At 65.2% G+C, this 14,803-nt stretch carries 15 protein-coding genes; 14 read left to right on the plus strand and 1 reads right to left on the minus strand.

Features of this window, described 5'->3' with window-relative positions:
• The 6 genes from thrB (at position 1) to AC3ANU_RS09980 (ending at position 7,124) form a co-directional block, all read left to right on the plus strand.
• Positions 1 to 975 (plus strand): homoserine kinase, encoded by a 975-nt coding sequence (gene thrB, locus AC3ANU_RS09955; protein ID WP_018768416.1) that lies wholly within the window; start codon positions 1 to 3, stop codon positions 973 to 975.
• A 293-nt stretch (positions 976 to 1,268) separates the two neighbouring features.
• The gene (gene rho, locus AC3ANU_RS09960; protein WP_018768415.1) at positions 1,269 to 3,452 is read left to right on the plus strand and encodes a transcription termination factor Rho; all 2,184 of its coding nucleotides are present in this window, start codon (positions 1,269 to 1,271) and stop codon (positions 3,450 to 3,452) included.
• A gap of 106 nt (positions 3,453 to 3,558) precedes the next feature.
• Positions 3,559 to 4,632 carry a peptide chain release factor 1 gene (gene prfA / locus AC3ANU_RS09965; RefSeq protein WP_488315916.1) on the plus strand — a complete coding sequence of 358 codons (1,074 nt, stop codon included), beginning with the start codon at positions 3,559 to 3,561 and terminating at the stop codon, positions 4,630 to 4,632.
• Between the two features lie 37 nt (positions 4,633 to 4,669).
• A complete protein-coding gene (gene prmC / locus AC3ANU_RS09970; RefSeq protein WP_223992008.1) occupies positions 4,670 to 5,557 on the plus strand; it encodes a peptide chain release factor N(5)-glutamine methyltransferase in 888 nt (295 codons plus the stop codon).
• On the plus strand, positions 5,554 to 6,366 hold the full coding sequence (locus tag AC3ANU_RS09975) for an L-threonylcarbamoyladenylate synthase (protein ID WP_134163845.1): 813 nt from the start codon (positions 5,554 to 5,556) through the stop codon (positions 6,364 to 6,366). Before prmC ends, AC3ANU_RS09975 begins: the two co-directional genes overlap by 4 nt.
• Positions 6,366 to 7,124 carry a WecB/TagA/CpsF family glycosyltransferase gene (locus tag AC3ANU_RS09980; protein ID WP_488315917.1) on the plus strand — a complete coding sequence of 253 codons (759 nt, stop codon included), beginning with the start codon at positions 6,366 to 6,368 and terminating at the stop codon, positions 7,122 to 7,124. The genes AC3ANU_RS09975 and AC3ANU_RS09980 overlap by 1 nt, the downstream gene beginning before the upstream one ends.
• A gap of 40 nt (positions 7,125 to 7,164) precedes the next feature.
• On the opposite strand, the gene AC3ANU_RS09985 is transcribed toward AC3ANU_RS09980, so the two are convergent.
• On the minus strand, positions 7,165 to 8,061 hold the full coding sequence (locus AC3ANU_RS09985) for a glycosyltransferase (RefSeq protein ID WP_134163846.1): 897 nt from the start codon (positions 8,059 to 8,061) through the stop codon (positions 7,165 to 7,167).
• A gap of 275 nt (positions 8,062 to 8,336) precedes the next feature.
• Between AC3ANU_RS09985 and AC3ANU_RS09990 the strand changes: the two genes are divergently transcribed.
• The 8 genes from AC3ANU_RS09990 to atpA all read left to right on the plus strand — a co-directional run bounded on the left by AC3ANU_RS09990 (position 8,337) and on the right by atpA (position 14,733).
• Positions 8,337 to 9,449 (plus strand): MraY family glycosyltransferase, encoded by a 1,113-nt coding sequence (locus AC3ANU_RS09990; protein ID WP_018768409.1) that lies wholly within the window; start codon positions 8,337 to 8,339, stop codon positions 9,447 to 9,449.
• 111 nt (positions 9,450 to 9,560) lie between these two features.
• Complete coding sequence (locus AC3ANU_RS09995) at positions 9,561 to 10,043, plus strand: Cg1360 family ATP-synthase-associated protein (protein WP_018768408.1); 483 nt, start codon at positions 9,561 to 9,563, stop codon at positions 10,041 to 10,043.
• Positions 10,036 to 10,374: an AtpZ/AtpI family protein gene (locus AC3ANU_RS10000; protein ID WP_018768407.1), complete on the plus strand. Its 339-nt coding sequence runs from the start codon at positions 10,036 to 10,038 to the stop codon at positions 10,372 to 10,374. The genes AC3ANU_RS09995 and AC3ANU_RS10000 overlap by 8 nt, the downstream gene beginning before the upstream one ends.
• An 81-nt stretch (positions 10,375 to 10,455) precedes the next feature.
• Positions 10,456 to 11,256, plus strand: coding sequence for a F0F1 ATP synthase subunit A (gene atpB / locus AC3ANU_RS10005; RefSeq protein ID WP_134163847.1), 801 nt, complete (start codon positions 10,456 to 10,458; stop codon positions 11,254 to 11,256).
• Between the two features lie 109 nt (positions 11,257 to 11,365).
• Positions 11,366 to 11,584, plus strand: a complete 219-nt coding sequence (atpE, locus tag AC3ANU_RS10010; RefSeq protein WP_003804776.1) for an ATP synthase F0 subunit C — start codon at positions 11,366 to 11,368, stop codon at positions 11,582 to 11,584.
• Between the two features lie 54 nt (positions 11,585 to 11,638).
• Positions 11,639 to 12,190 (plus strand): F0F1 ATP synthase subunit B, encoded by a 552-nt coding sequence (locus AC3ANU_RS10015; RefSeq protein ID WP_018768405.1) that lies wholly within the window; start codon positions 11,639 to 11,641, stop codon positions 12,188 to 12,190.
• Positions 12,190 to 13,017 (plus strand): F0F1 ATP synthase subunit delta, encoded by an 828-nt coding sequence (locus AC3ANU_RS10020; RefSeq protein ID WP_056387991.1) that lies wholly within the window; start codon positions 12,190 to 12,192, stop codon positions 13,015 to 13,017. The genes AC3ANU_RS10015 and AC3ANU_RS10020 overlap by 1 nt, the downstream gene beginning before the upstream one ends.
• A gap of 78 nt (positions 13,018 to 13,095) precedes the next feature.
• On the plus strand, positions 13,096 to 14,733 hold the full coding sequence (atpA, locus tag AC3ANU_RS10025) for a F0F1 ATP synthase subunit alpha (RefSeq protein WP_056387990.1): 1,638 nt from the start codon (positions 13,096 to 13,098) through the stop codon (positions 14,731 to 14,733).
• The last annotated feature ends 70 nt before the right edge of the window (positions 14,734 to 14,803 follow it).

A 14,803-nucleotide genomic window follows, 5' to 3' on the forward strand; every position in this document is an offset into this window, starting at 1 on the left:
TTGGACACCACCTCGCAGGCCACTGTCGGACTGCACCTGATCGAGCCCGGGCAGCGCGTCAGCGTCCGGGTGCCCGCCACCAGCGCCAACCTCGGTCCGGGCTACGACAGCCTGGGGCTCGCTCTGGCCCTGCATGACACCCTCACCGTGGAAAGCCTCGACACGGATGAACTCGTGTTTGAGCTCCGCGGCGAGGGCGCGGACACTTTGCCGCGGGATGCCAGCCACCTGGTGGTCCGCGCCATGGACGCGGCCTTCGAGCGGCTGGGCTACCGGCACGGCGGACTGCGGGTGGTTGCGGACAACGTCAACCCGCACGGCCGGGGGCTGGGCTCATCCGCGTCAGCGGTGGTGGCCGCAGTTTCGGCTGCAAATGCCATGGTGCCGGCCGGGGACCAGCGCGGAAAGGATTGGATCCTCCAGCTCACCAGTGAACTGGAGGGCCATCCGGACAACGTGGCACCCGCCATCTTCGGCGGCCTGGCGCTGTCATGGCAGGACAGTGAGCAGTACAGCAGCACCAGTGCCACGGTGGCCACGTCCGTCATCCCCATCGTGGCGGTACCTGACTACGAACTCTCCACCGAGGCAGCCCGCGCCCTGTTGCCGGCATCTGTGGGACACCACGCTGCCGCCATGAACTCCGGCCGGGCGGCGCTGCTGATCCACGCGCTGACGCAGAACCCCGAATTCCTGCTGCCGGGCACCGAGGACTACCTGCACCAGAGCTACCGCGCGGACGCCATGCGGCCCAGTGCCGCGTTGATCGGCGCACTCCGCAAAGCGGGCTACGCGGCCGTGGTTTCCGGTGCCGGGCCCACCGTCCTGGTGCTGGCAAACGGTGAAGACCAGGCAGGCAAGGCCCTCGCCTTCATCAAGGCCTACACGGCGGAGAACACGCCGGACATCGGCTGGCGCGTCCTGAAGCTCGCAGTGGACGTTGAAGGTGCTAAGGTTGAACTGCACCGGCGGTAATTCCGCCTATCTGATCTGCTCCTGCATTCAGTTGCTATTTGATCTACGACTGTGAATGTATTCCGGTGCCGCCTGCTTGGTCTGTCGCAGGAATCTGCAGCATTCAACTGCCCCTGAACCGTCAGTCCGGCGCTGCGCCATGGGCGCAGTGCAAGGTGAATCAGTATCCGGCCCTGCTGGCCGAAATCCAACCGGCAAGGCCGAAATCCCGGCTGCAGATCTGAACTGCAGCCCAGATCAAATCATCGCGCCCAGCTCCCAGTCTGGACGCCGTCGAGGGGGAAGGATCCTTCGTGACCGAAACCACTGAGCTGTCGCCAGCTGTGGAACACTCAACTTCTGCTGCCGAATCACCGGCCGCAACCGCCAAGAGCAGCGGCCTTGCCGGCCTGAAGCTCGCCCAGCTGCAGGCTCTCGCCAGCCAGCTCGGTATCTCGGGTGGATCCCGCATGCGCAAGGGGGACCTGGTCTCGGCCATTTCCGCCCACCGTGCCGGAACACTCACTGCCAAGGCCCCCGCAAAGGCTGCGGCAAAGGCTACGGAATCCGCCGTGGCCCCGGCCGCAGCTGCACCGGCTTCCGCTCCGGAGGCCCCGGCCGCCGAAGCTCCCGCCGCGGAAGGCACCCGTGCCCGTGGACGCGGCCGCAGCCGCCGCGCCGTCAGTGACGGCGTGGTTTCCCCGGCAACCGAAGCTCCCCTTGTGGAAACCCCCGCCGCACCTGCCGGCGCCACCGTCGAGGCGCCGTCGGCCGCCCCTGCGGAAACTGCGGAGGCCACTGAAGGCGCCCCTGAGCGCCGCCAGCCGCGCACCCGCAACCGCCGCCGCAGCGAAGCCGCTGCCGCCGTCCAGGAAGCCCCGGCCGAGACCCCGGCAGAACAGCCCGCCACGGAACAGCGTTCAACCGAGCAGCGTTCAACGGAGCAGCGTTCAACCGAGCAGCGCACCGAAGCCCCCGCAACCGAAGCAGGCGACGCCGGCCAGCGCACCGAACGCCGTGAAGGCGGCCGCACCCGCGGCCGTGACAACACCTCCCGCGACTCGGACGGCGGCCGTGACAACAGCGGCAGCCGCGACGCCGGCCAGCGTGAAGGTGCCCAGCGTGAAGGTGCCCGGGACAACCGCGACAACGATGACAGCGACGGCGGAAGCCGCCGCAACCGCCGTAACCGCCGCGACCGGAACGACCGCAACGACCGCTCCGGTGGCCAGGACCGGGACAACTCCCGCAACGACCGCTTCCGCGACCGCAACGACCGCCGCCGTGGCCGCAACCAGGGCCCGGACGTGGACGACGTCGAAATCACCGAAGACGACGTGCTGCTGCCCGTCGCCGGCATCCTGGACGTCCTGGAGAACTACGCGTTTATCCGCACCTCCGGCTACCTGCCGGGCCCGAACGACGTCTACGTCTCCCTCGCCCAGGTCAAGAAGTACAACCTGCGCAAGGGCGACGCCGTGGTCGGCGCCATCCGTGCACCGCGTGACGGCGAGGACCGCAGCCAGCAGTCCGCCCGCCAGAAGTTCAACGCCCTTGTCCGCGTCACTTCCGTCAATGGCAAGACGCCTGAGGAACTCAAGGACCGCGTCGAATTCGCCAAGCTCGTCCCGCTGTACCCCTCCGAGCGCCTGCGCCTCGAGACGGACCCCAAGAAGATCGGCCCCCGCGTCATTGACCTGGTGGCCCCGATCGGCAAGGGTCAGCGCGGCCTGATTGTTTCGCCGCCCAAGGCCGGCAAGACGCTCATCCTGCAGTCCATCGCCAACGCCATCACCACCAACAACCCTGAGGTCCACCTCATGATGGTGCTGGTGGACGAACGTCCCGAAGAAGTCACGGACATGCAGCGCACCGTCAAGGGTGAGGTCATCGCCTCCACCTTCGACCGTCCCGCCGACGACCACACCACCGTGGCCGAACTCTCCATCGAACGCGCCAAGCGCCTCGTGGAGATGGGCATGGACGTGGTGGTCCTCCTGGACTCCATGACCCGCCTGGGCCGCGCCTACAACCTGGCAGCACCGGCCTCCGGCCGCATCCTGTCCGGTGGTGTGGACTCCGCAGCCCTCTACCCGCCCAAGCGCTTCTTCGGTGCCGCCCGCAACATCGAAAACGGCGGCTCGCTGACCATCCTGGCCACCGCCCTCGTGGAGACCGGATCCAAGATGGACGAGGTCATCTTCGAAGAGTTCAAGGGCACCGGCAACATGGAGCTCCGCCTGTCCCGCCAGCTGGCCGACAAGCGCATCTTCCCCGCCGTGGACGTCAACGCGTCCGGCACCCGCCGCGAGGAAAACCTGCTTTCCCCCGAGGAAGTCAAGATCATGTGGAAGCTGCGCCGCGTCCTCTCCGGACTCGAGACCCAGCAGAGCCTTGAACTGCTCACCAACAAGATCCGGGAAACCCAGAGCAACGTCGAGTTCCTCATGCAGGTCCAGAAGACGACGCTTGGTGCGAAGTCGGATAACGACAAGTAGCTGAGTCAGGGGCGGGGCCGTCGCATAATCTGCGGGCCCCGCCCTTTGGCGTGTCCTACCAGCCACCCGGCGAAACTAGACTTGTACAAGTCGAAAGAGGTTTTAAATGTTTGAGTCCGTACAGGGCCTGCTTGATGAGCATGATGCCATCCAGGCGCAGCTGGGGGATCCTGCTGTCTATGCTGACCAGCGGCTTGCCCGGAAACTGGGGCGGCGGTCGGCTCAGCTCAATGGCATTGTCGAGGCCTACCACAAGTGGGAAGGCATCCGTGATGACCTTGCCACCGCCAAGGAGATGGCGTCCGAGGACCCCGAGTTCGCCGCCGAGGTGCCTGAACTCGAAGCCGCGATGGAGACTGCCGCGGCCAAGCTGCGCCGCCTGCTGATTCCCCGGGATCCTGACGATGCCCGCAACGTGATCCTTGAGGTCAAGGGCGGTGAAGGCGGCGACGAGGCCGCGCTGTTCGCCGGCGACCTGCTGCGCATGTACACCCGGTACGCCGAGTCGCGCGGCTGGAAGACCGAAATCATCTCCGCCACCGAATCGGACCTCGGCGGGTACAAGGACGTCCAGGTGGCGGTCAAGGGCAACTCCAACGACCCCGCCGAGGGCGTGTACGCACGGCTGAAGTTCGAAGGTGGCGTGCACCGCGTCCAGCGCGTGCCCGTCACCGAATCCCAGGGCCGCATCCACACCTCCGCTGCCGGCGTGCTGGTCCTGCCCGAGGTTGACGAGCCCGAAGAACTCGAGATCAGCCCCAACGACCTCAAGATCGACGTCTACCGTTCCTCGGGCCCCGGCGGGCAGTCCGTCAACACCACCGACTCCGCCGTCCGCATCACGCACCTTCCCACCGGCATTGTGGTGGCCATGCAGAACGAGAAATCACAGCTGCAGAACCGCGAGGCCGGCATGCGCGTCCTGCGGGCACGCATCCTGGCGCACCAGCAGGAGCAGATCGACGCCGAGAACTCGGCCCAGCGGAAGTCGCAGATCCGCACCATGGACCGTTCGGAGCGCATCCGCACCTACAACTACCCGGAAAACCGGATCGCGGACCACCGCACCGGCTACAAGGCCTACAACCTTGACCAGGTCATGAACGGGGACCTGGAGCCGGTCATCCAGTCCGCCATCGAGATGGACGAGCAGGCGCGGCTGGACGCCATCGGCGACTAGTCCGCCCGGCGCACCATCAGGACACGAAATACAGGACATGACATTCGGGCCAGGCCAGTCGCTCGCTGATGCCGTCAGCGAGGCCACCGCCATCCTGCGGGACGCCGGCGTTCCCAGCCCACGCGTGGACGCGGAGCTGCTTGCGGACCACCTGCTGAACGTAGGGCTCGGCCGGCTTCGCGCCATGATGCTCGGCGATGCGCCGGCACCGGAAGGCTACGAAGCCCTCGTGGCCGAACGCGCCGGCAGGACTCCGCTGCAGCACATCACCGGCGTCGCCCACTTCCGCTACCTTGAACTGGCCGTGGGGCCCGGGGTGTTCATCCCGAGGCCGGAGACCGAATCCGTCGTCCAGCTGGCCATCGACCACGTCAAGGACATGCAACGGCCCCGGATCGTGGACCTGGGGACCGGTTCCGGCGCCATTGCCGGATCCATTGCGCACGAGGTACCGGGCGCCGAGGTCCACGCCGTCGAATTCAGCCCGTTTGCGCACGCCTGGGCGGCCAAAAACCTGGCACCGTTGGGCGTCAATCTGGTCCTGGGGGACCTGCGCGACGCCTTTCCGGAACTCAACGGGACAGTCGACGTCGTGGTTTCCAACCCGCCCTACATCCCCGCCGAGGCTATCCCCAACGAACCGGAAGTGGCCCTGCACGACCCGCCCGAGGCGTTGTACGGCGGGGGAGCGGACGGCATGGAACTTCCGACGGCGGCGGCCGCCTCCGCTGCCCGGCTGCTGCGTCCCGGCGGCTACTTCGTCATGGAACACGCGGAAGTCCAGTCCGGCTGGATAGCCGCCATGCTTGCCAGGACCGGATCCTGGACAGCCATCACGACGCACCTGGACCTCAACGGCAAGGAGCGCGCCACAAGTGCCGTGCTCGCGGACCAGGCCATACGGAATGAAAGAATGGGCCAGTGACCACTACTTATGACTGCACCATTGACGACGAACGGGCACGCGGCCTGGAACATGCCCAGCGCGCCATCAGCGAAAAGAAGTGCGTCGTGCTGCCCACGGACACCGTCTACGGCATCGGCGCAGACGCGTTCTCGCCGCAGGCCGTCACCATGCTGCTGGTGTCCAAGGGGCGCAGCCGCACCATGCCCCCGCCTGTCCTGATTCCCCGCATCAACGCCCTGGACGGCCTGGCCACCGAGGTTTCGGCCGAAGCCCGCAAGCTGGCAGAAGCCTTCTGGCCCGGCGGCCTGACCCTGATCCTGCACGCCCAGCCGTCCCTTGACTGGGACCTGGGCGAAACCAAGGGAACGGTGGCGCTCCGGATGCCCGCCGACGAGGTCGCCCTGGAACTGCTGACCCTGACGGGCCCGCTGGCCGTTTCCTCTGCCAACCGCACCGGCCAGGCCCCTGCGCAGACTGCCGCAGCGGCGCGGGAACAGCTGGCGGACTCGGTGGAGGTTTACCTGGAGGGCGGCCCGCGCCCACTGGAAGGCGAAGCCGGCGTGCCGTCAACCATCGTGGATGCCACCGGCCCCATCCTGCGCGTGGTGCGCAACGGGGCAGTGAGCCTGGACCGGTTGCGCGAGCACGTCCCGGGCGTCCTGGGCCTGGGTGAAATCCCCATGGCGGAGAAGGAAGCGGCACCGGCGCAGCCTGCGGCAGGGGAGGACGGGAACGACGCCGGGTCCGCGCCTGCTGCGTCCGGCTCCTCCGCGGTCACGGGTACAGCAGCGGAACCCGCCTCGCCGGCCGGAGACCCGCGGCCTTGATGACGCTGGAGCGCCAACGCATTCCCGTCCTGGACGTCCATGCCACTCCGCTGCGGGTGCCTGAGCTCGTTGCGGAACTGAGCAGCTACGTAGCGGAAGGTTCCACGCGCACCGTCCTGGGCCACAACCTGCACAGCGTCACGCTGGCCTTGTCCGACGCCGGGTTCCGCCGCCTCTACGAGGAAAGCGATGTGGTGCTCCTGGACGGGGCGCCGGTGCTGTGGCTCTGGGGGAGGACCGGCAACGCTGACGCCCCGGTCATGGACTACCGGCTGGGCTCCACCGACTGGCTGCCGGCCCTGGACCAGGTCCGGGGGCTGGAACGGATCGCCGTGATCGGTGCCGGTCCGGACGCGAACGCCGGAGCTGTCAGCCGGCTGAAGGCGATCGTTCCGGGCGCCCGCGTGTCCGGCCTGCCCGGCGAAGGCTGGGGTCCTGCCCTGGAGGAAGCCGCCGTCGCATGGCTGCACCGTGAACAGCCCCAGATGGTCCTGCTTGGCCTGGGAATGCCGCTGCAGGAGGACGTGCTGCAGCGGCGGCTGCGCGACATGCCCCCGGCCGTCTATTGTGCCGTGGGCGGCGCCATCGAGCAGTTGGCCGGGGTCCAGAAGCTGGCGCCGCGGTGGCTTGGCAGGATGGGGCTGGAGTGGGCCTGGCGCCTGCTCCTGCATCCCCGCCGCGTGGCGTACCGGGTCCTGGGCGAGCCGTGGGTGCTGCTGTGGCTCCTGGCCGCGCGCCGGCTGCGGACCAGGGCCTGAACCGGCCGCGGCTGGTCAGAAACCGGGAGAGGGGCGCTGGCTAGAACTTCTGGTCCTCCAGGGGGCCAAAGCCCTTGCCCCGCAGACCCGTGCCAAAGGCGCGCGCCCAGGCCACAAAGCCCGGCAGGTCGCGGCGCTGCAGGAAGTAGCCCAGGTACCCGCCGGCGTCGGCCACAAAAGAGCGCACCCGGAAGTACCGGCGGATGAGGTAACCGCGGTTCCGGTAGTAGTAATAGCGCTTGAAGGCGGAGTCGGGGACGATGACATGCCAGCGGGCCCCGTAGACATGCTGCGTTTCCGTGAAGGCGTGCGGATGCGTGATGGCCGTGGTGGTGACCGTCCCAAAACGTATACCGGCCTTGCGGAGCCGGATGGTGAAATCGACCTCGTCGCCGCGGATGAACAGCCGCATATCCGGCAAGCCCACTTTGAAGAACACGTCCGAGCGGATCAGCGCGCCGTTGAAGAAGTGGCCGTCGTCCGGAAGGAAACCGAGCTTCTCCACCTCTGCCCGGTCGTGCGTCACCTTGCCGTCCAGGCGGAAGAAAAAGGACAGCCGGTCGGGATGGCCCGGCGCCGTGACAAGGGGAACCACAGCCTCCAGGTCGCGCGCCTCGGCCTCGCGCAGCAGCGTGGCCAGGCATTCGGGATCAGCCGGCTCGGCGTCGTCGTCCATCATCCAAATCCAGCGGGCACCGCTGGCGACTGCCTTGAGGGCGGCCAGCGCAAACCCGCCCGCGCCCCCGAGGTTGGCTTCGGACCGGACGTAGTCCACATTGCGGTGCTGTTCGGCCACCTCCCGTGCAGGCGTGGTGCCACTGTCCACCAGGCAAATGGTGTCCACGCGCAGGCTCTGCGCGTTGATCGAATCCAGCAGCACAGACAGTTCCTTGGGCCGGTCGAACGTCACGGCGGCAACCGCAATGCGGGGGGTCATGGAGGTCCTTTCAGCATGGCCGCCAGGGAGTTCCCCGCCTGATATGCGCCCGTGTGGCGCGGAGCCATGGTGCCGGTGGCACTAGTATCTTTGACTAGAGTCCACTGTAATACAGCCCTGTACGGCACCGAACACTGCCTGCTGCGCGCTCGGCGACGGAGAAGTTTCATTTATCGAAGAACAGATTCCCGGCCAGTGAGCCCACCGACCACGGACCGGCTGCCAGGGCAGCCGAGCGGCTTCGACACCACCAATCCTGAAACGGCTCCAGTCCCATGATCATGTACATGCTCATGGGGCTGGTGGCTGCCATTGTGTCCTACGCTGCCACGTGGGGCGCCCGCATCGTGGGGCACCGGCTTGAACTGCACCTGCCCATCCGCAGCCGTGACATGCATTCCACCCCCGTTTCCAGGCTTGGCGGCGTTGCGATCTTCCTCGGTGTCATGGTGGCACTGGTCCTCGCCAGCCAGTCCTTTTTCGTCAAGGACATCTACCGGAACAATTTCTCCCCCTGGGGGGTCCTCGCCGGTGCAGCGGTGATCGTCCTGGTGGGCGTGGCGGACGACCTGCTGGACATCCGCTGGTGGGTGAAGCTGATCGGTCAAAGCGCCGCCGGACTCACCGTGGCCATCTGGGGTGTCCAAATGACCATCGTCCCGTGGGTGCCCGACCCCATCTACCTCCAGGACGGGACACTCCGCGTGGTGCTGACGGCGGGACTCATCGTCACCACCATGAATGCCTTCAACTTCATTGACGGACTGGACGGCCTTGCTGCAGGCGTGGCCATCATCGGCGGAACGGCGTTCTTCTTCACCGCCTACTGGGTGCACCGGAACGCTGTGCTGCTGGACTACTCGGACCTGGCAACCCTCATTACGGCCGTCCTGGTAGGCGGGTGCCTGGGGTTCCTGCCACACAATTTCTTTCCGTCGAAGATCTTCATGGGCGATTCGGGCGCCATGCTGATCGGGCTGCTCATGGCCTCGGCCGGCGTCGTGTCCACAGGACAGATCTCCTCAGGCCTGTATGACCGTGCCAACGGTATTTCCACCGTGATTCCCATCCTGCTTCCCTTCGCCGTGCTCTTCCTTCCGCTGCTGGACCTGGGCCTCGCAGTGGTTCGCCGCACGGCCCGCGGGCGTTCCCCCTGGTCCGCCGACCGCGGGCATCTGCACCACAAACTGCTGGACATCGGCTACTCCCACCGCACCGCTGTGATCCTGATGTATCTCTGGACCGCCGTGCTGTCCTTCGGCGGCCTGGCCTTTGCCGTCTTCCCCTGGCAGGTCGTTCTCGCCGTCGACATCTTCGCCACCCTGGTGATGGGACTGGTGACCGCATGGCCATACCTTTCCCGCGGCAACGGGGAAACTGCGGCGTAATGCCGGTTCTGAATTATTTCTATCTCATGTAGAATTTAGGGGCAGCCCAAGCTGCCACTCCACCCCCTGCCTCCTGGCCATTTGCCATGTGGTGCCGACGATTGGGATCGAATGACCTCCAACGCCGAGTCCGGACCTGCCTCCGGCAACGGACACGTTGGCGCCTCCGGTCCCACCCGCTCGCTGTGGCTGAACCTGCTTAAGCGCAGCTCGATCGCCGCCGGTGCGGGGCTCGCCCTGTGTGCCATTCCCGCCGGACTCCTCAACGGAGCAAGCGGCGCGGTCTCCAGCGTGCTCGGTGGCCTGCTGGTCATGCTGTTCTTCGGCATCAGCCTGCTGATCGGCCACTTCGTGGGACGCGGGAACCCGTCCGGCGCGATAGGGATGTTCGTAGCCACCTATTTCATCAAGGTAGTTGGCTTCGCCGTCGTCCTGTTCGTCATCGGCGCCCCTGAATGGCTACACGGCCGCTGGTTCATCATCGGCGCCGTGGTGGCGGTCGTCCTGTGGCAGGCCGCTGAGATCCACGGATTCAGCAGGGCCCGCCTCCAGATCTACAACGATCCAGATGACAAGGGAGCAACCCATGCGTGACCAGAAGAAGCCCGCGGCTGCCGCACATGGCAAACGCGGATCCAACGGCTCCGCAGCAACCGATTCCGACGCCTCCACCGATGGCGGCTACAACGCTGGAATGGCTGTATTCAGCTACATCATTGGCGGAATCATCGTCTGGAGTTTGATAGGGTGGGGACTGGATTATCTGTGGGGAACGCGCTGGATTGTGCTCGCAGGCGCTCTGCTCGGAGCCGTCGGAGGTTTCTACCTTTCCCACATGCACGGCCTCACCAGTTCCCGAAAAATTGCTGATGAGCGCCATGCTCCCAGCGCACCGTCCCAGGACGGAAAAGATAGTGCCAAATAATTTCACAGGGGGAACAGCAGGCTGTCAGGCTGCCGGACCCCGCCCAACGCCCAATGATGGACACTGCAGAGAGGAAACGCGTTGATCGCGCTTGCGCTCCCGGCCCAAGATTCAGGAGAGTTCACTCCTCCTGGTATTAACGAAATGCATTTGCCGGCAATCCTGCCGTGGGGTGCCGCAGAAGGATTCTCCAAGCAGATGCTGCTGGTCCTCCTCTCTGTCGTCTTTATCGCAGTCTTCTTCGTGCTCGCCGCACGCAAGCAGCAGCTGGTACCCGGCAAGCTCCAGTTCGCCGGAGAGGCCGCCTACGGCTTTGTCCGCAACGGCATTGCCAAGGACATCATCGGCGGCAGGGACTTCATGAAGTACGTCCCCCTGCTGTTCAGCCTGTTCTTCTTCATCCTGGTCAACAACATCTACGGCGCCATCCCGGTGTTCCAGCTCCCCACGTTCTCGCACGTGGGTGGAGCGTACGTGCTGGCCGGCCTGGTCTATGTCACCTGGATCGCCATCGGCGTGAAGAAGAACGGCCTGCGCTACTTCAAGCTGGCCACCGTCCCCTCGGGCGTGCCGTGGTACATCCTGCCGATCGTCATCCCGATCGAAATCATCTCCAACTTCGTTGTCCGGCCCGTCACGCACAGCCTCCGTCTGTTCGCGACCATGCTGGCCGGCCACCTGATCGTGATGATCGCCGGTTCCGGCATCGAATACCTCATCATGCAGGAGAACGTGCTGCTGAAGGGAACGTCCATCCTGGTGCTGGCAGGTGCCATCGCCATGTACATGCTCGAAGCCCTGATCATGGTCCTGCAGGCCTACGTCTTCACGCTGCTGACCGCGATCTACATCGAAGGCGCCCTTCACGCCGACAGCCACTAGGCACCCTGCCGGGAGCGACGCTCCGCCGGCCCACCACAGTCTTCCCCTCGCGGGGATGAAGCAACCCAAACAACCTGCCACACAAAGTGGCATCTTGAAAGGAAAAAAAATGGAAGGCTCCATCAACGGCTCCCTCAACCTCATCGGCTATGGCCTCTCGGCTATCGGCGGTGGTATCGGTGTGGGTCTCGTGTTCGCTGCCTACATCAACGGCGTTGCACGTCAGCCGGAAGCCCAGCGCGTCCTGCAGCCGATCGCATTCCTTGGCCTGGCGCTGACCGAAGCACTCGCCATCCTGGGCCTGGTCTTCGCTTTCGTTCTCAAGTAAACCTTCAGAACTTCAGCGAACATTCAGAACCGAGTAGATAAGGACGGGTGAAATATGCATCAGCTGATCATCTCAGCCGCCGCTGAAGGCGACGTCAACCCACTTATTCCCAATGCCTGGGAAATGCTGGTTGTCTTCGTGGGCTTTGCCATCCTCTTCTTCATCGTGGTCAAGTTTGTTGTCCCGATGTTCGAGAAGACCTTCGCAGAGCGTGCCGAGGCCATCGAAGGCGGTATCGCCAAGGCTGAAAAGGCCCAGGCTGAGGCGTCTGCTGCACTCGAAGAGTACAAGCAGCAGCTGACCGACGCCCGCACCGAAGCCAACCGCATCCGTGAGGAAGCCCGCGCCGAAGGTGCCCAGATCCTCGCGGATCTCAAGGAGAAGGCGGCAGCAGAGTCTGCCCGCATCACCGCGCAGGCCCACGCACAGATCGAATCCGAGCGCCAGGCGGCCGTTGTGTCCCTGCGCTCTGAGGTAGGCACCCTGGCCACCACCCTGGCAGGCCGCATCGTGGGCGAATCGCTCAACGATGATGAGCGTGCAGCGCGGGTTGTGGACCGCTTCCTGGCAGATCTGGAGTCCCAGAACGCAGGTGCAGCTAAGTAATGGCAGGCGTATCGAGCGAATCGCTGGCAACAGCGCTGGCAGAGTTGGAAGCAAAGCTTCCCACCGCGTCGCTGCAGCTGGCAAAGGAACTCTTCGGAATTCTGGGAATGGTGGACAGCTCGGCTGGCTTGCGCCGCGCCCTGACTGACCCGTCCCGCAACGGTGACGAAAAGTCGGCGCTGGTCAAGCAGCTGGTTGGCGGGAAAGTCTCCGCTGATGCTGCAGACATTGCAGGCGGACTGGCCAGCTCACGCTGGGCAAACGCCCGTGATATCGGCGATGCACTCGAGACTCTTGCCGCAACGGTGGTCATTTCCGTTGCTGAAAACAAGTCGGCCGTTTCTGCCTCCGGAATCACTGGCCTGGAAGAGCTGGAGAACGACCTGTTCTCCTTCAACCAGGCTGTTGCCTCCAGCCATGAGGTACAACGTGCTCTGTCCGAACCACAGGCCAGCGGTGCAGCCAAGGTTGTACTTGCGGAGAAGCTTGTGCCCGGCGCCAGTGAGGAAGCGAAAGTCCTCATTGTCCAGGCTGTAACCCAGCCCCGCGGCATCAAGCCCACCCGGCTGGTGCAGCGGTTCGCCGAGCTTGCGGCCAAGCGGCAGCAGCGCTGGATTGCAACGGTCAGCGTGACCCGTCCTTTGACGCAGACGCAGCTTGCCCGCCTGCAGGCTGGCCTGAATGCCATGTACGGGCGGGAACTGAAGGTCAACCTCAATGTTGACCCGGCACTCATTGGCGGCATCCGCGTCCAGGTTGGTGACGAAGTGCTTGACGCTTCGGTCCTCACCAAGCTGGGCGAGCTGCAGCGCCAGCTGGCCGGCTAGCCGGACAAGCACAACCTAACTGATAGAAACCCCGGTCACCGCTTGCGGTGATCACAAACAGGAGAGCAGGGACTGCAGATGGCCGAATTGACCATCAACGCCGACGACGTCCGTAATGCGCTGAACGAGTTCGCGGCGTCCTACGAACCCGGAAACGCAGAGCGCGTAGAGGTCGGCCGCGTAACCACCGCTGGTGACGGCATCGCCCGTGTTGAGGGCCTTCCCTCGGTCATGGCGAACGAGCTGCTGCGCTTTGAGGACGGCACCCTGGGCCTTGCCCAGAACCTCGACGTCCGCGAAATCGGCGTCATCATCCTCGGTGACTTCACCGGCATCGAAGAAGGCCAGGAAGTACACCGCACCGGACAGGTTCTGTCCGTTCCCGTGGGCGACGCCTTCCTGGGCCGCGTTGTCGACCCGCTGGGCATGCCCATCGACGACCTCGGCGAGATCAAGGCCGAGACCACCCGCGCCCTGGAGCTCCAGGCTCCCGGCGTGACCCAGCGCAAGTCGGTGCACGAGCCGATGCAGACCGGCCTCAAGGCGATCGACGCCATGATCCCGATCGGCCGCGGCCAGCGCCAGCTCATCATTGGTGACCGCCAGACCGGCAAGTCTGCCATTGCCATCGACACGATCATCAACCAGAAGGCCAACTGGGCTTCCGGCGATGTGACCAAGCAGGTCCGCTGCATCTACGTGGCGATCGGGCAGAAGGCGTCCACCATCGCCGCCATCCGCCAGACGCTCGAGGACAACGGTGCGCTGGAATACACCACCATTGTGGCTTCTCCCGCTTCGGACCCCGCAGGCTTCAAGTACCTGGCACCGTATGCAGGCTCGGCCATTGGCCAGCACTGGATGTACGGTGGCAAGCACGTCCTCATCGTGTTCGATGACCTGTCCAAGCAGGCCGAAGCCTACCGCGCCGTGTCGCTGCTGCTCCGCCGTCCGCCGGGACGCGAAGCCTACCCGGGCGACGTCTTCTACCTGCACTCCCGCCTGCTGGAGCGTTGTGCGAAGCTTTCCGACGAGCTCGGTGCCGGTTCCATGACGGGCCTGCCGCTGATCGAGACGAAGGCGAACGACGTGTCCGCCTACATCCCGACCAACGTCATCTCCATCACCGACGGCCAGATCTTCCTGCAGTCGGACCTCTTCAACGCCAACCAGCGTCCCGCTGTTGACGTGGGTGTCTCGGTGTCCCGCGTTGGCGGTGCCGCCCAGGTGAAATCCATGAAGAAGGTATCCGGCACCTTGAAGCTGGACCTGGCCCAGTACCGCGATATGCAGGCCTTCGCGATGTTCGCATCCGACCTGGACGCAGCATCCCGCCAGCAGTTGACCCGTGGTGCACGCCTGATGGAACTGCTGAAGCAGGGCCAGTACTCACCGTTCCCGGTCGAGGACCAGGTTGTGTCCATCTGGGCCGGCACCAACGGCTACCTGGACGACGTTCCGGTTGAAGACATCAGCCGCTTTGAGTCGGAGTTCTTGGAGCACCTGCGCCACAAGTCCTCGATCCTGACCACGCTGGCCCAGACCAACGTGCTGGACGACGACACCGTTGCGGCCCTGAAGTCCTCGATTGTCGACTTCAAGAAGGGGTTCTTCGGCGAGGGCGACAACCTGCTGGTTGGTGCCGGGCATGAAGAGCACGCCCCCATCGACGAGGCCCAGGTTGACCAGGAAAAAATCGTCAGGCAGAAGCGCTAGTTCCACTGACCGGGTGTGCCGGGCCCACGGGTCCGGCGCACCCGCTGCAGGGAACGCTAGGAAAGGATAA

This window comes from Arthrobacter sp. SDR-2R, from assembly GCF_057747955.1.

What these genes read in the sequence shown, in the direction of transcription:
- prfA (WP_488315916.1), top strand. Translation starts at nt 3,559, where the DNA reads ATGTTTGAGTCCGTACAGGGCCTGCTTGATGAGCATGATGCCATCCAG.
- prmC (WP_223992008.1), top strand. Translation starts at nt 4,670, where the DNA reads ATGACATTCGGGCCAGGCCAGTCGCTCGCTGATGCCGTCAGCGAGGCC.
- AC3ANU_RS09980 (WP_488315917.1), top strand. Translation starts at nt 6,366, where the DNA reads ATGACGCTGGAGCGCCAACGCATTCCCGTCCTGGACGTCCATGCCACT.
- AC3ANU_RS09985 (WP_134163846.1), bottom strand. Translation starts at nt 8,061, where the DNA reads ATGACCCCCCGCATTGCGGTTGCCGCCGTGACGTTCGACCGGCCCAAG.
- AC3ANU_RS09990 (WP_018768409.1), top strand. Translation starts at nt 8,337, where the DNA reads ATGATCATGTACATGCTCATGGGGCTGGTGGCTGCCATTGTGTCCTAC.
- AC3ANU_RS09995 (WP_018768408.1), top strand. Translation starts at nt 9,561, where the DNA reads ATGACCTCCAACGCCGAGTCCGGACCTGCCTCCGGCAACGGACACGTT.
- AC3ANU_RS10000 (WP_018768407.1), top strand. Translation starts at nt 10,036, where the DNA reads ATGCGTGACCAGAAGAAGCCCGCGGCTGCCGCACATGGCAAACGCGGA.
- atpE (WP_003804776.1), top strand. Translation starts at nt 11,366, where the DNA reads ATGGAAGGCTCCATCAACGGCTCCCTCAACCTCATCGGCTATGGCCTC.
- AC3ANU_RS10015 (WP_018768405.1), top strand. Translation starts at nt 11,639, where the DNA reads ATGCATCAGCTGATCATCTCAGCCGCCGCTGAAGGCGACGTCAACCCA.
- AC3ANU_RS10020 (WP_056387991.1), top strand. Translation starts at nt 12,190, where the DNA reads ATGGCAGGCGTATCGAGCGAATCGCTGGCAACAGCGCTGGCAGAGTTG.
- atpA (WP_056387990.1), top strand. Translation starts at nt 13,096, where the DNA reads ATGGCCGAATTGACCATCAACGCCGACGACGTCCGTAATGCGCTGAAC.